The 14,258-nt window shown below is 39.9% G+C and carries 15 protein-coding genes; 13 read left to right on the top strand and 2 right to left on the bottom strand.

Annotation, left to right across the window (positions count from 1 at the left end; genetic code table 11):
* Window positions 1-26 precede the first annotated feature (26 nt).
* Entirely contained in the window at window positions 27-938 is a 912-nt protein-coding gene (locus tag B9A58_RS16220; RefSeq protein WP_084373912.1) for a DUF58 domain-containing protein, read from the bottom strand.
* A 242-nt stretch (window positions 939-1,180) separates the two neighbouring features.
* Between B9A58_RS16220 and B9A58_RS16225 the strand changes: the two genes are divergently transcribed.
* The 13 genes from B9A58_RS16225 to B9A58_RS16285 all read left to right on the top strand — a co-directional run bounded on the left by B9A58_RS16225 (window position 1,181) and on the right by B9A58_RS16285 (window position 13,695).
* On the top strand, window positions 1,181-1,537 hold the full coding sequence (locus B9A58_RS16225; protein ID WP_084373913.1) for a DUF3276 family protein: 357 nt from the start codon (window positions 1,181-1,183) through the stop codon (window positions 1,535-1,537).
* A gap of 67 nt (window positions 1,538-1,604) precedes the next feature.
* The gene (locus tag B9A58_RS16230; protein WP_139793939.1) at window positions 1,605-2,708 is read left to right on the top strand and encodes an AI-2E family transporter; all 1,104 of its coding nucleotides are present in this window, start codon (window positions 1,605-1,607) and stop codon (window positions 2,706-2,708) included.
* The gene (gene ychF / locus B9A58_RS16235; RefSeq protein ID WP_084373914.1) at window positions 2,709-3,806 is read left to right on the top strand and encodes a redox-regulated ATPase YchF; all 1,098 of its coding nucleotides are present in this window, start codon (window positions 2,709-2,711) and stop codon (window positions 3,804-3,806) included. It abuts the gene before it with no gap.
* A 167-nt stretch (window positions 3,807-3,973) separates the two neighbouring features.
* A complete protein-coding gene (locus tag B9A58_RS16240; RefSeq protein WP_084373915.1) occupies window positions 3,974-6,241 on the top strand; it encodes an aconitate hydratase in 2,268 nt (755 codons plus the stop codon).
* Between the two features lie 136 nt (window positions 6,242-6,377).
* Window positions 6,378-6,851: a transcription elongation factor GreA gene (gene greA, locus B9A58_RS16245; RefSeq protein WP_084373916.1), complete on the top strand. Its 474-nt coding sequence runs from the start codon at window positions 6,378-6,380 to the stop codon at window positions 6,849-6,851.
* A 2-nt stretch (window positions 6,852-6,853) separates the two neighbouring features.
* Window positions 6,854-7,252 carry an HIT family protein gene (locus B9A58_RS16250; protein WP_084373917.1) on the top strand — a complete coding sequence of 133 codons (399 nt, stop codon included), beginning with the start codon at window positions 6,854-6,856 and terminating at the stop codon, window positions 7,250-7,252.
* A 9-nt stretch (window positions 7,253-7,261) separates the two neighbouring features.
* Window positions 7,262-8,161 carry a WD40 repeat domain-containing protein gene (locus tag B9A58_RS16255; protein ID WP_084373918.1) on the top strand — a complete coding sequence of 300 codons (900 nt, stop codon included), beginning with the start codon at window positions 7,262-7,264 and terminating at the stop codon, window positions 8,159-8,161.
* A gap of 185 nt (window positions 8,162-8,346) precedes the next feature.
* The gene (locus B9A58_RS16260) at window positions 8,347-9,198 is read left to right on the top strand and encodes a DivIVA domain-containing protein (RefSeq protein ID WP_084373919.1); all 852 of its coding nucleotides are present in this window, start codon (window positions 8,347-8,349) and stop codon (window positions 9,196-9,198) included.
* A 3-nt stretch (window positions 9,199-9,201) separates the two neighbouring features.
* The gene (gene folB / locus B9A58_RS16265) at window positions 9,202-9,555 is read left to right on the top strand and encodes a dihydroneopterin aldolase (RefSeq protein WP_084373920.1); all 354 of its coding nucleotides are present in this window, start codon (window positions 9,202-9,204) and stop codon (window positions 9,553-9,555) included.
* Window positions 9,556-9,626: 71 nt separating this feature from the next.
* Window positions 9,627-10,712, top strand: a complete 1,086-nt coding sequence (locus B9A58_RS16270) for a DUF4097 family beta strand repeat-containing protein (protein WP_176214816.1) — start codon at window positions 9,627-9,629, stop codon at window positions 10,710-10,712.
* 141 nt (window positions 10,713-10,853) lie between these two features.
* Window positions 10,854-12,068, top strand: a complete 1,215-nt coding sequence (locus B9A58_RS16275; protein ID WP_084373922.1) for a di-heme oxidoredictase family protein — start codon at window positions 10,854-10,856, stop codon at window positions 12,066-12,068.
* A 1-nt stretch (window position 12,069) separates the two neighbouring features.
* Entirely contained in the window at window positions 12,070-12,477 is a 408-nt protein-coding gene (locus B9A58_RS16280) for a QcrA and Rieske domain-containing protein (protein WP_084373923.1), read from the top strand.
* Window positions 12,478-12,498: 21 nt separating this feature from the next.
* Complete coding sequence (locus B9A58_RS16285; protein ID WP_084373924.1) at window positions 12,499-13,695, top strand: hypothetical protein; 1,197 nt, start codon at window positions 12,499-12,501, stop codon at window positions 13,693-13,695.
* A gap of 107 nt (window positions 13,696-13,802) precedes the next feature.
* On the opposite strand, the gene B9A58_RS16290 is transcribed toward B9A58_RS16285, so the two are convergent.
* On the bottom strand, window positions 13,803-14,102 hold the full coding sequence (locus B9A58_RS16290) for a hypothetical protein (protein WP_139793940.1): 300 nt from the start codon (window positions 14,100-14,102) through the stop codon (window positions 13,803-13,805).
* Window positions 14,103-14,258 lie beyond the last annotated feature (156 nt).

Genomic DNA, 14,258 nt, shown 5'->3' on the forward strand with positions numbered 1-14,258 from the left:
AAAGATAGAAAAATTGGTTATTTAAGTTAACCCATCTTGGCTCTTTTGGTTAGGTAGGTGCTTAGTATTTTATCAAAGCCGCCTTTGATATCTGCATCTACAAAATCAATTTTTAATTGGGAACATTTTAAAAATAGGTTTTTAAAAGCTTCATCCATTTGTTGTTTGTAGGCCTTTTTTATTTCCGTTGGAGTAAGTTTGACGACTTGTCCAGTTTCTAAGTCTTCAAAGCGGTAAGGTCGATCTTCAAATTCAAAATCAAGTTCTGTTTCTTTGTCATTTACATGGAAAAGTAAGACCTCGTGTTTGTTGTGCTTGAGGTGATTCAAAGCTGAAAAAATTTCTTCCTGATCCGTCTCTTGTTGAAGCATATCAGAAAAAATCACAACCAATGAACGCTTTGGAATTTTCTCTGCAACTTCATGGAGTACTTGAGCTACATTGGTTTTTTGCTGAACAGGAGGTCTCTCAAACAGTTGTTGATAGGTATTGAGCAGGTTGTGTACATGAGTGGAAGTCGACTTAGTGTCTGATTGGAAGTCAATTTTATCACTAAATGTAAATAGGCCTACTGCATCTCTTTGTTTTTGTAGCAAGAATGAAATGGCCGCTCCAGCTAAAATGGAGAATTTGATCTTGCCATGTTCTGGTTTGGGATAGTACATGGAAGAGGAGGTATCCAGCACAATGTAGCAGCGCAAGTTGGTTTCCTCTTCATAGCGTTTCGTATAGAGCCTATCTGTCTTGGCATATACTTTCCAATCTATATGCCTGGTACTTTCACCATAATTATATAGACGATGTTCTGCAAATTCCACCGAAAATCCATGATAGGGAGATTTGTGCAAGCCAGTAATAAAGCCCTCCACGAGCTGCCTGGCTAGCAATTCTACATTGGCGTACTCTTTTAGTTTGTTGATGTCTATATCTAGCTTCACGAAAATTTGTTTATGAGGTCAACGTACGCAAGTTATATATGATCGCCATTGTTGCCAATATTATAATTAAGAACAGCTTTTAAGGTGAAATTTTTAATCCGGTTTTAAGCTGCGCTCAAACGAATCCATAATATAAGTAGTGATTTGCTTTTCTGAATTAAAAAACATTATATTTAAAGCTTTTAAAGAATTTAATTGATCATCAAAATCTAAATTCTAGCAACTTAAACATACTGATAAAAGTGGAAGATCATAAGGATAACGACAGAGCAGAAATATTTTCTGAGAGAGTAAGGGCCGGGAAAAGAACCTATTTTTTTGATGTAAAAGCCACACGTTCAAATGATTACTATTTAACCATTACAGAGAGCAAAAGGCGCTATAAAGATGATGGTTATTTTTACGAGAAGCATAAAATATTCTTGTATAAAGAAGATTTTAATAAGTTCGTTCAAGCGCTCAATGATACAGTCAACCATGTCAAAGAGGAATTGATGCCAGAAGTTGATTTTGAACAATTCGACAGAGAAAAAGAAGATGCCGAGAATCAACCCGAAGCCGTAGCATCAAACGATGACAGCGAGTTAAAATGGGATTAACTTGATTCTTTCCAGAAGAAACTTAAAAGCTCTTGGGTACTCCTTGAGCTTTTTCTATTTTTAGGCCATGATCAGAAGAACGCTTGTTTTTATTGTAGCTATAGTCGCACTATTCGTCTTTAGTGCCTGGCTGTTTAGCGATATCTTCATTTACCTGTGCGTGTCTATTGTATTGGCTACGATTCTGAGGCCACTCACCAACCTGATCAATAGAGCCTATATTTTTAGAATGCGAATGCCTCGGATATTGGCAATTTTGGTTTCATATTGTGCTGTCGTAGGGGTGGTGTTTTCATTTGTGCTTCTTTTTATTCCCCTGATAGTCGAACAGGTGAATGTGCTCTCTAAAGTAAGTTTTGACGAAGTGTATACGAACCTGTCTCAACCTATAGTCGCAATTGAAAATTTTCTAATCGAGTATCAACTGGTGAGTGAAGACGAGCATAGTTTGACGGAAACCATTAGATCATCTGTTTTTGAGTTTGTCAGTAACCTGAATTTTAGAAATATTATCAATAACCTGCTGACCTTTACAGGAGGATTTTTTGTGAGTGTCTTGGCTATTGCCTTTATCACCTTTTTTCTTTTATTGGAGAACGGTTTATTAAGCAGGCGTCTCATTGCCATTGTACCCAACCAATACTTTGAATTGTTCATATCCGCCATTCATAAAATCGAACATTTACTTTCTAATTACCTGATTGGTCTTGTTTTGCAAATGATGGCTATCTTTTCAATAGCTGGTTTAGGACTTTCAATTTTTGGGGTTAAATATGCTTTGACCATTGCAGTATTTGCTGCTGTAGCTAATTTGATTCCATATATGGGGCCTATTTTAGGAGCGTCATTTGGAATAATAGTTGGGCTCAGTACCAGTGGGCATTTTGCCTTTGATCAGGTGGCGGTTATACTGATATTAAAAATTGTATCCGTTTTTGCTGTGGTTCAAGCCACTGACAATGTATTGCTGCAGCCGCTCATCTTTTCTAAAAGTGTCAAGGCACATCCTTTAGAGATTTTTGTTGTTATCTTTGCGGCCGCAAGTTTAGCAGGTATTCCAGGTATGATTGCCGCTATTCCAGTATACACCATTATTCGAGTATCTGTAATAGAAATCAGAGCTGGATTCAAGAGCTATAGGATTTTTCAAGTTTCAAAAAATATTATATAAATGGGATTGCAATGTGGGATTGTGGGTTTGCCTAACGTAGGTAAATCAACCCTTTTTAATGCATTATCGAATGCAAAGGCAGAAGCTGCCAATTTTCCTTTCTGTACGATTGAACCTAACGTTGGCGTAATTACTGTGCCCGATGAAAGATTAGGTGTTTTAGAAAAGTTAGTGAATCCTCAAAAAGTTCTACCAACTGTAATTGAGTTTGTAGATATAGCTGGGCTGGTCAAAGGCGCTAGCAAGGGAGAAGGGCTTGGAAATAAATTCCTGGCCAATATTCGTGAAGTAGATGCCATTGTACATGTCACACGTTGTTTCAATGACGACAATATTGTTCATGTGGACGGTCATGTAAATCCAGTTGCTGACAAGGACGTGATTGATACAGAACTACAGCTCAAGGATTTAGAATCCATAGACAAGCAGCTGCAAAAAAATGAAAAAGCGGCCAAATCAGGAGATGCAAAACTCAAGGTTTATGTCGAAATTCTCAAAGAGTACAAAGCGCTTTTAGAGTCTGGTCAAAATGCAAGGGCACTTGAATTGACCAAGGAGCGCAAAGAAGTTGTTGGCCCATTGCAATTATTGACAATTAAGCCAGTCATATATGTGGCTAATGTAGAGGAATCAGCTATTCTAACTGGCAACGAACATGTAGAAGCATTGAAGCGTGCAGTTGCTGCCGAAAATGCACAAGTCGTCATGGTAAGTGCCGCAATAGAATCTCAAATTGCTGAATTTGATGAACCTGATGAAAAGGAAATGTTCTTGGGTGAGTATGGGTTGAAGGAGTCTGGTTTGGATAAATTAATCCGCGCAGCTTATGAGCTACTTGATTTGATTACTTATTTTACAGCTGGCGTTACAGAGGTACGAGCATGGACTATACAAAAAGGATGGAAGGCACCACAAGCAGCAGGTGTGATTCATACAGATTTTGAAAAGGGCTTTATTAAGGCTGAGGTAATCAAGATTCCAGACTATGTGCAGTACGGATCAGAAGCTGGATGTAAAGAAGCGGGCAAGCTGGCCATAGAGGGTAAGGAATACGTAGTGAAAGATGGTGATGTCATGCACTTTAGGTTTAATGTCTAAATAAATGAAGTAAATCTCCGCTCATTTACTAAAGTCATACCTCATTTTTAAAGGCTTGAGGTATGATATACAGGCAAAACTTCGTACTTTTGCAACCTTAAAAATTAACATTTGACCCTCCGATTTAATTTTTAAAACAAAATTTCAACTAATTAAAAGTAGCGATTATGGCATTTGATCTTGACATGATTAAAAAAGTCTATTCCCAAATGGGAGATAGAATCAACAAAGCCAAAGAATTGACGGGCAAGCCGTTGACTTTGGCAGAAAAAATATTGTATTCTCACCTGTATGAAGGTCAGCCTAGCGAGACTTATACAAGGGGAGAGTCGTATGTTGATTTTGCTCCAGACAGGATTGCATGTCAGGATGCCACTGCTCAGATGGCCCTTTTGCAGTTTATGCAAGCGGGTAAAGCTAAAGTAGCCGTGCCTACTACAGTTCACTGTGATCACTTGATTCAGGCAAAAGTGGGAGCTACTGAAGATTTGCAAAACGCAATCAATTCGTCTAACGAAGTATTCAACTTCTTGGATTCTGTATCAAACAAGTATGGGATAGGATTCTGGAAACCAGGGGCTGGTATTATCCACCAAGTGGTGTTAGAAAACTATGCCTTCCCAGGTGGTATGATGATCGGAACGGATTCTCACACAGTAAATGCAGGTGGATTGGGTATGGTAGCTGTTGGTGTTGGTGGAGCAGACGCTGTAGACGTAATGGCTGGTATGGCTTGGGAACTGAAATTCCCTAAGTTGATTGGTGTCAAGTTAACTGGAGAATTGAGCGGATGGGCCTCTGCTAAAGATGTAATCCTGAAAGTAGCTGGTATCCTGACTGTAAAAGGTGGTACTGGAGCTATTGTTGAATACTTTGGTGAAGGCGCTAAAAACCTTTCATGTACAGGAAAAGGAACGATTTGCAACATGGGTGCTGAGATAGGGGCTACTACTTCTACCTTCGGATACGACGAATCCATGGAAAGATATTTAAGAGCTACAGAGAGAGCTGAAGTAGCTGATTTGGCAAATGGTATCAAAGAGCATTTGACAGGTGACGACGAGGTTTATGCCAATCCTGAGCAATACTTTGATCAGGTAATCGAAATTGATCTATCAACTTTGGCTCCTCATGTGAATGGACCATTTACCCCTGATTTGGCTACGCCTATCAGTGAGATGAGAGAAAAAGCAGCTGCCAATGATTGGCCAACTAAAGTTGAGTGGGGATTGATAGGTTCTTGTACCAACTCTTCTTACGAAGACATGTCCAGAGCGGCTTCTATTGTAGAGCAAGCTGTAGCGCATGGTATTAAGCCTAAAGCTGAATTCGGAATCAACCCAGGATCAGAGCAGGTGAGATATACAATTGAAAGAGATGGTATCATAGAAACTTTCGAGAAGATGGGTACCAAAGTGTTTACTAACGCTTGTGGGCCATGTATTGGTCAGTGGGCAAGAGCAGGTGCTGACAAACAAGAAAAGAACACCATCGTTCACTCTTTCAATAGAAACTTTGCTAAAAGAGCAGATGGTAACCCAAATACACATGCCTTTGTAACTTCTCCTGAAATGGTTGCAGCAATTGCCATCTCTGGTGATCTTGGGTTTAACCCAATTACTGATACTTTGACAAACGACAAAGGTGAGCAGGTGAAATTAAATCCTCCAGTGGGAGATGAATTACCAACCAAAGGATTTGATGTAGAAGATCCGGGGTATCAAGCGCCTGCGGAAGATGGTTCTGGTGTTCAGATCAATGTAGCTGAAGATTCGAAAAGATTGCAATTATTATCTGGGTTTGCTCCTTGGGATGGTGAAAATATTACTGGTGCCAAATTGTTAATCAAAGCGCAAGGAAAATGCACAACTGACCACATTTCTATGGCAGGACCATGGTTAAGATTTAGAGGGCATTTGGACAATATTGCCGACAACACTTTGATTGGAGCAGTAAATGCCTTCAACGGCGAAACAGATAACGTAAAAAGCCAATTGACTGGCGAACATGGTGCTGTACCAGCTACACAAAGAGCATACAAAGCAGCAGGTATTCCTACAATCGTAGTTGGAGATCAGAATTATGGGGAAGGCTCGTCTAGAGAGCACGCAGCCATGCAGCCAAGGCACTTAGGTGTAAGAGCAGTTCTGGTTAAGTCATTTGCAAGAATTCACGAGACCAACTTGAAAAAACAAGGGATGCTGGGATTGACATTTGCGAATGAAGCGGATTATGACAAAATTCAGGAAGACGATACTTTTGACTTCGTAGATTTGAAGGATTTTGCTCCGGGAAAACCATTAACAATTGTAGCTAAGCATGCTGATGGTTCTGAAGATACTATCAAAACAAATCATACTTATAATGCAGGTCAAATAGAGTGGTTTAAGGCCGGTTCAGCATTGAATTTGATCAAAAGACAAAATAACGGGTAAGGCGAGTAGTAAAATTTAGGTGTGAGTTAGACCAACTGAATGCCTAAAAACTCGTATCTTTAAGTAAACATTTAAGAAAATACCAAGCAACGGTTTCAGCAATGAGACCGTTCTTTTTTATTATAAATCAAACAACATGAGTGTATCATATTATACAGCAGAAGGGCTTCAGAAATTAAAAGATGAATTGAACCACCTTCAAACACATGGAAGAACTGATATCGCAAAGCAGATTGCGGAGGCAAGAGACAAAGGCGATTTGAGTGAAAATGCCGAGTATGATGCGGCTAAAGACGCGCAGGGCTTATTAGAACTGAAAATTGCAAAATTGGAAGTTGTAGTAGGAAACGCTAGAGTAATTGACGAGTCTCAAATAGACACCTCTAAAGCGTCAATTCTCTCCACAGTGAAAATCAAAAACAAGAAAAATGGCATGGAGGTGAAGTACACCTTAGTAGCAGAGGAAGAAGCAGATTTGAAAGCTGCCAAAATATCTGTCAAATCTCCATTTGGAAAAGGACTGTTAGGTAAGAAAGTAGGCGAGACGGCAATAATAGAGGCTCCCGCTGGCAATGTTGAATTTGAAATCCTAGAAATAGGACTTGCCTGATCATGCCTAGCGTATTCAGCAAAATTATTAGTCGAGAAATACCAGCACACATCGTGGCTGAAAATGATGAATACCTGGCATTTCTCGACATCAATCCTTTGATGGAAGGCCATTGTTTGGCTATCCCTAAGGTAGATGTGGATTACATTTATGATTTGGAGGATACTACCTTAGCGGGTTTACACCTATTCGCTAAGAAAGTGGCGCTTGGTATTCAAGCGGCCATTCCATGTGAACGTATTGCCGTATCTGTTTTAGGGCTAGAAGTACCTCACGCACATGTACACCTCATCCCTATGAATACCATGGACGACGCAAATTTTGCTCGTCCAAAACTGAAACCTTCTCAGGAGGAATTGGCCGAAACAGCTAAAAAGATCAAATCAGCCATTCGGCTGTAAAATGACCAAATGGTTCATATAGAAAAAACCATAACCTATACGGGGCATGCTGATGCCGTTTACACTCTTGAAAAAGGAGTAGAGCCACATCTGTTTTATTCTGCAGGTGGAGATGGTAACATCGTAGAGTGGGATCTGAATAAGGCAGACAGTGGGCGGTTGATTGCCAAAGTTCAAGCCTCAGTGTACAGCCTATGCCTTGTACCAGAACGTCACCTGCTTATTGTCGCACAGAACTATGAAGGTATTCATCTCATAGACGTGCTTTCTAACAAGGAAGTAGGGTCATTGCAGTTTACCGAATCAGCTATTTTCGACATGAAAGTGGTTGGAGACTTGTTGGTTGTAGGAACAGGTGAGGGAAAATTGGTCGTTATTGACTTACCCAAATTGAAGGTGCTTCATGAGGTGGAGGTATGTGATCAGAATATTCGTGATATTTTGATCACAAAAGACAATAATTGCTTAGTGGCTTCAAGTGATAGCTTTATACGGAAATATCAATTGCCCAATTTCGAACTACAAGAAAAGATTCAGGCGCATGATAACTCAGTATTTGCCCTTTTGGAGAAGGGCGAAACCTTAATAAGCGTAAGTAGAGATGCACGATTAAAGTTTTGGGATACCTCTCAGCTTAAGTTGAGTGAATCCATTAATGCGCACATGTATGCTATTAATGATATTGTAGAACGCAAAGATGGCGCATACTTGGCAACAGCCAGTATGGATAAGACGATCAAGATTTGGGATTATGCCCAGCGAAAATTGATCAAAGTCATAGACAAAGCCCGCCATCAAGGACACCTAACTTCAGTTAATAAACTGTTGTGGTTGGAGTATAAGGACTTTTTAATCTCTTGTAGTGATGACCGTTCTATAGGGGTCTGGCGCATTGATATTAAGAAATAATGTTTATAATTGCATTATAAGCCGCCACTTAAGTAATTAAACTACCAGTTTGTACGTATTAATATAAGTATATTAAGATTGTTAGGTGTAGAAACTACTAATCGAAATAGCTTGGACCAAACATCTTTCGGATAAGGTGATTCAATCATAATTGATCCCTTTGGTGTTTAAAGATCTATAGACAGATGAAGATTACTCCATTAGAAATCAGGCAAAAGACGTTCGAGAAGTCTTTTAGAGGACTCGATAAAGACGAGGTTACGGCATTTTTATTATCCCTTTCGCACGAATGGGAGCGTTTTCTGGACGAAAACAAAGACCTCAAACAGCAAAGAGAAAAATTAGAAAAGGAAGTGCAGAAGCTACGTGAAGTAGAAACGACACTTTTTAAAACATTAAAAACGGCTGAGGATACTGGCGCCAGCGTGGTGGATCAGGCGAATAAGACAGCAGCTCTTCACCTCAAAGAAGCCCAAATCAATGCAGATGCCATGATTAGTGATGCTAAGAATAAGGCAAGAGCAATTATAGAAAGAGCAGAAATGGAAGCTCGTGATGTCATGGAAGAAATGACGAGTGAAGTGAAGGAATTGGAAGAAAATTATCGCATCATTGAAAACCAAAGAGACAATATCATCTCTCAACTCAAAATGCTTTCTGGCGATGTGATGAGTAAAGTAGAGAAAGTAAAATATCAAGAGTCGGGTATTGAAACTCATGTGAAGAAAGTGAAGCAGTTGCTTCGTGAAACTTCAGAACGTGTGAGCAGCCACTCTGATGAAAGTGTTTCAAAAATTGAATCCATTAAGCTGGATGAGATAAAGAGGGAGGAGCTCAGAAAGGAGCAAACCCAGGAAGACAACCTGGAAGAGGTCCGATCAGAGACCAATGACCATTCGACTGTCAAGAAAAATTACATTTCCGAAGAAAATCCTATTGCAAGAACAGCACCTTCACCAGCAGTTGCTAAACCAAAAGTGAAAAAGGAGCCAATAGCAGAAGGAGGACTATCTTTTTTCGATGAATTGGAAGACTAATCAATGACTACAATACGGCTGGAGGGACTGGACTTCTTTGCCCATCATGGGTATTATGAGGAGGAAAGAAAAGTAGGGAATAAGTATACTGTGGACGTAGAAGTGCTGGTCAATCGTACCAGCTATACTGATGACGATCTGGATCAAACGATCAACTACGAGGAAATCTATTTGACTGTGTCTACAATAATGTCAGTTTCTACCAAACTACTTGAGACTTTAGCTTCTTCTATGTGTAGAGAATTGCTAAAACAGTTTGCGTCTGTAGATCAAGTGACCGCTACGGTAAGTAAGCATAATCCACCCATTAAAGGTGTGTGTAATAGAGCATCAGTCACTATTAGCCAATCCAGATGATTTTTAGCTAGTCATGCAACTTCTGAGGTGATACCATGTCTTTGGTTTGTATTTACTACAAAAATAAAGTCATGAAAAAAACTCAATTCGCAATTCTCGCTGTGGGCGTAATGCTCTTATCACTAAGCAGCCATGCCCAGAAGAAAAAATTTTCGTTCAATGAAGTCTATCAGGTATCAAGTTCGCCAAGATTGACCATCAGCACAGCTGATGGGGATATAGAGGTATACCCATCTGATAAAAAGGAGATAGAAGTTTTTTATATAGTAGAAAGAAACAATGAAGTCCTTAAAATTTCTCCTAAGGAATTAGAGGAGGAATTTGTCATAGATATATCAGCAGGAAAGGATTATCTCAATGTTTCAGTGAAACAACGATATCAATATCGCATGAGGGACTGGAGAAATAGGCTAAATGTTTCGTTCGAAATTTACACGCCAATCCAAACGGCTTGTGACTTGCAGTCATCTGATGGAGATATTAAACTGAAAGGCTTGATTGCAGATCAGAAATTGCAAACAAGTGATGGAGATATAGATATAATGAAGGTGACAGGAGATGTATATGCTAGAACCTCTGATGGTGACATTTTTATCAATCAAATAATTGGCAATGTAGAATCAATCACTAGTGATGGTGATATTGAATTGAGAAACATTGAGGGTCATGTGGATGGAAGAACTTCTGATGGTGATGTTGAGTTAGAGGATGTGCAAGGGCGAGTGGATTTGGTTACTAGTGATGGTGATATAAATGCAGAAGGGATAGTGGGCGATTTGAAATTAACCAGTAGTGATGGAGACCTGAGATTAGGCCAATCTAATGGTGCCATGACGCTCAATACTTCTGATGGGGATATCTCCTTCAGAGATCTTACAGGATCTTTAAAAGCGAGAACGTCAGATGGCGAGATCAAGGGTAACATTGTACGATTAGAGTCAAGTCTGGAGCTGCGAACCTCTGATGGCAATATAGCAGTTATCGTGCCTGGCGCTCAGGGATTAGATTTGGTATTAAGGGGAGAGGCGATTAGAACTGTACTGGATAATTTCTCAGGCACATCAAAAGACCATATAGTAGAAGGGCAAGTCAATGGCGGAGGCAAGCTGGTAGATTTACATGCATCAGATGGCACAGTGAGTTTGTCTTACGATTAAAATACGCTACAAAAATTTGCTAAAAAGCCTCTTGCAACTGCAAGAGGCTTTTTTTGTATTAATTGATATTTCTAATAATATTTTTAGACTTATCTAAAAAATAAACTAGCTTTGCTTTAAAATATTATTAGAATACTTAAAATGAAAAGAATTTACTTGCTGTCACTTTGTTTGACGGTATTTCAGAGCTGTGAAGAGATTATGCCTAGTGCTCCAGCAAACAATGAAGTGTTGGATGGGCCTATTGAAGGATTGTCAGCGGCTCAATTGCGCGTGTTCTTGGCGGGTGACGAAAAATTTTCTGAGGTTTTTACACCTGAGACTGGCTTGGGTCCATATTTTGTGACTTCCTCTTGTGTTTCTTGTCACCCTGGAGACGGCAAGGGGCACCCTTCATCTGGTTTGACACGATTTGGAAAATTTACTAGTGGCAGTTTCGATCACATGTTGGATCAGGGAGGGCCGCAATTACAGAATAGAGCCATTCCAGGGTTTGAAGCCGAGATTGTACCTTCAGATGCTACGGGAGTCACTACATTTTTGGCACCAGCTGTTACAGGCCTTGGTTTACTTGAAGCTGTTTCAGATGCAGATATTTTAGCACATGCTGATCCTACTGATTTAGATGGAGATGGAATATCTGGAGTCCCCAATTACATTGAAGCACCTGATTTTTTTGAGCCACGATCTTTTCATATCGCAAATGGCACCTCATATATTGGAAGATTTGGAAAAAAGGCGGGTGCGATTGATCTGAAAATGCAGACGGTAGGCGCATACAAGCAGGATATGGGGATTACCTCAGATTTTGATTTAGAAGATCCTATCAATTACAACGATTCTGATATTGCAATTGGTAGTGTAGGGGATCCTGAAGTTTCTGCTGGAACGGTCAATGAGGTGGTGTTTTATCTAAGTACGCTCAAACCACCTGTAAGAAGAAATATAAAACATCCGAATGTAGTGAATGGTGAAGTATTGTTTGATCAAATAGGCTGTACCTCTTGCCACATGCCTACATTGAAAACAGGTGATCATGCCGTAGCTGCCTTAGCCAATCAGACATTCCATCCTTATACTGATCTATTGATGCATGACATGGGATTTGCATTGGACGATGGTTATACAGAAGGGACGGCCACTACATCAGAATGGAAAACCCCAGCCTTGTGGGGCTTGGGATTATCTAAAGATGCCCAAGGCGGCAGTTACTTTTTATTACATGATGGAAGGGCACGGAGTATTGAAGACGCAATTTTCATGCACGGAGGTGAAGCTGCTCAGTCTGCCGCTAATTTCTCAGAGCTATCTGAAGAGAATCGTGCATTTGTTATCCAATTTCTAGAATCCTTATAGAATGAAAAGAAGAAAGTTTATTCAAAAAACGGGAATGGTTTGCTTAGGTGCTATTGCAGGAGGAAGTGTTTTGTCTTCTTGTGCTAAGGTCTATTATGCACAATATTCGGTCGAAAATAATAGTATCAAGATAGCCAAATCTGAATTTGAAGAAAGAAGTGCAGTAGTCGTAAAGGACGATAGACTACCAGCTCCCATTTATTTGCTGAAAGAAGATGAATCTTACTCGGCGGTTTTGATGCTTTGTACCCATAAGGAATGCGAAGTAGCGCCATTCGGACAGGAATTGCACTGTCCATGCCATGGCAGCGAATTTACCAACAAGGGCAAGGTGCTGACAGGCCCTGCAGAAGAAGATCTCAAGAAATTTAAAGTAACTACAAACGATACGTTCATTTTTATTGCCTGATTCTAGGCATTTCACACAGACATGAAAAAATTATTATCACTTATTATCCTATTCGTTCTTGGCTTGAACGTAGTATGGGCTCAGGAAGCGGATTCGTCTTATACCAATCTGGAAGCGATCTTTAATAGGCCTTTTATTTATGAAGCTCAAAGAGGAGCGTCTTCTGCCTCTATAGGAGGCTATGTAGAAGGCAACACCAATTACTTTACGACTGATGGTGTGACAGATGGATTCAGCATGGAGCTAAGGAGATTCAACATCTTTCTATTTGCAGCCGTGCACGAAAGGATTAAGTTTATTTCAGAATTAGAGTTTGAACATGGCACAGAAGAAATAGCCCTGGAGACGGCTCTCTTGGATTTTGAAATTCATCCTGCCTTTGTGTTCAGAATGGGGATATTACTGCCTCCCATTGGATATTTCAATCAAAACCATGACAGTCCAAAGTGGGAGTTCATTGATCGCCCACTGGTATCTACGAATATTATCCCAGCGACACTGTCAGAAATGGGCATGGGCTTCTATGGAAAAATTCCTGCTGGCAAACATAAATTGACCTACGAGTTATATGTGACCAATGGCCTACAAGATGGCATCATAGCCAATACTGAGAATAGAACCTTTTTAAATGCGGGCAAGTCAGAAGAAATGTTTGCTGAGGACAATAATGGTACGCCATCATTTTCCAGCCGTATCGCATTTAATGTTTCAAGATTGGGCGAGTTTGGTGTGTCTGGTTACACGGGTATTTATAATGAATTTGAAATAGAGGGAGAACCTGTAGACGACAAACGAAGAGTGAGTTTGTTTGCTTTGGACTATAATTTTCAATTGGCCAATCTAAAATTAATAGGCGAGACGGCTTGGGTATCCATAGACATTCCTGATGCCTATGGCCAGCAGTTTGGTAATAGTCAAGTAGGTACCCATTTGGATATGATTTATCCAATCCTCAAGCGAGATATGTTGGGGTGGAAAGGGGTGACGCTCAACTTGATCAATCGACTGGAGTATGTGGATTACAACAGGGATGAATTTGAATCAACAGACACCAAAATCTATGATGAAATCTATGCGATCGTGCCTGGATTGAGCTTAAGGTTTTCGAGCAATACCTTACTGAGATTCAACTATCGAAGACATTGGGAAAGAGATTTTCTGGGAAATCCAGTTTCAAAGACAGCTGGCCTTCAGTTTGGCTTTGCTAGCTATTTTTAGAAAAAAAATTGAGACCTGTCTTTAACACCCGTTTGATGTACTAGAGCAAGTCTCAATGTGCATAAGAAGAAAATTGATCTTTGAGGTGATTTAGCATCACCTATATTTTATTTCCAAGGCTTGAAATTCTTGGCTGCTGGCCCTTTTAGACTGTTTTTTCTCGTGTCTCTTTTGATCGTCACTTTGTTGGTATCAGCTGTAGAGTCAGCCCATACTTTTTGATTTTTTGCTTCTGGCCCTTTCAGAGAAGCTTGATTAGCTTCAGTATATACAGTCACTGATTGGCTGTCGTCTTGCCACACTTTATAGTTCTTGGCTTTAGGTCCTTTTAGATCGTTTTTGCTTTGGGCTTGGCTCATCGCGCAAGTCATAAACAAAGCACAGAGTGTAAATATTAGCTTTTTCATCGTGTAGTTATTTTTGGGTTTAACTTACTTGATTGATTACTTATGCAAGTTACTTTCAGGACGGCCATCTAAGGCTCTATATTATTCCTGAAATTATGCTCAGTAAATATACGGATATGGCTAGAAATGTGTTTTGGCCCTGTTTTTACTCTGTTT

Origin of the sequence: Reichenbachiella faecimaris, from assembly GCF_900176375.1 — a bacterium.
Classification (GTDB): domain Bacteria; phylum Bacteroidota; class Bacteroidia; order Cytophagales; family Cyclobacteriaceae; genus Reichenbachiella; species Reichenbachiella faecimaris.

What these genes read in the sequence shown, in the direction of transcription:
- B9A58_RS16230 (WP_139793939.1), top strand. Translation starts at nt 1,605, where the DNA reads ATGATCAGAAGAACGCTTGTTTTTATTGTAGCTATAGTCGCACTATTC.
- ychF (WP_084373914.1), top strand. Translation starts at nt 2,709, where the DNA reads ATGGGATTGCAATGTGGGATTGTGGGTTTGCCTAACGTAGGTAAATCA.
- B9A58_RS16240 (WP_084373915.1), top strand. Translation starts at nt 3,974, where the DNA reads ATGGCATTTGATCTTGACATGATTAAAAAAGTCTATTCCCAAATGGGA.
- greA (WP_084373916.1), top strand. Translation starts at nt 6,378, where the DNA reads ATGAGTGTATCATATTATACAGCAGAAGGGCTTCAGAAATTAAAAGAT.
- B9A58_RS16250 (WP_084373917.1), top strand. Translation starts at nt 6,854, where the DNA reads ATGCCTAGCGTATTCAGCAAAATTATTAGTCGAGAAATACCAGCACAC.
- B9A58_RS16255 (WP_084373918.1), top strand. Translation starts at nt 7,262, where the DNA reads ATGGTTCATATAGAAAAAACCATAACCTATACGGGGCATGCTGATGCC.
- B9A58_RS16260 (WP_084373919.1), top strand. Translation starts at nt 8,347, where the DNA reads ATGAAGATTACTCCATTAGAAATCAGGCAAAAGACGTTCGAGAAGTCT.
- folB (WP_084373920.1), top strand. Translation starts at nt 9,202, where the DNA reads ATGACTACAATACGGCTGGAGGGACTGGACTTCTTTGCCCATCATGGG.
- B9A58_RS16270 (WP_176214816.1), top strand. Translation starts at nt 9,627, where the DNA reads ATGAAAAAAACTCAATTCGCAATTCTCGCTGTGGGCGTAATGCTCTTA.
- B9A58_RS16275 (WP_084373922.1), top strand. Translation starts at nt 10,854, where the DNA reads ATGAAAAGAATTTACTTGCTGTCACTTTGTTTGACGGTATTTCAGAGC.
- B9A58_RS16280 (WP_084373923.1), top strand. Translation starts at nt 12,070, where the DNA reads ATGAAAAGAAGAAAGTTTATTCAAAAAACGGGAATGGTTTGCTTAGGT.
- B9A58_RS16285 (WP_084373924.1), top strand. Translation starts at nt 12,499, where the DNA reads ATGAAAAAATTATTATCACTTATTATCCTATTCGTTCTTGGCTTGAAC.
- B9A58_RS16290 (WP_139793940.1), bottom strand. Translation starts at nt 14,102, where the DNA reads ATGAAAAAGCTAATATTTACACTCTGTGCTTTGTTTATGACTTGCGCG.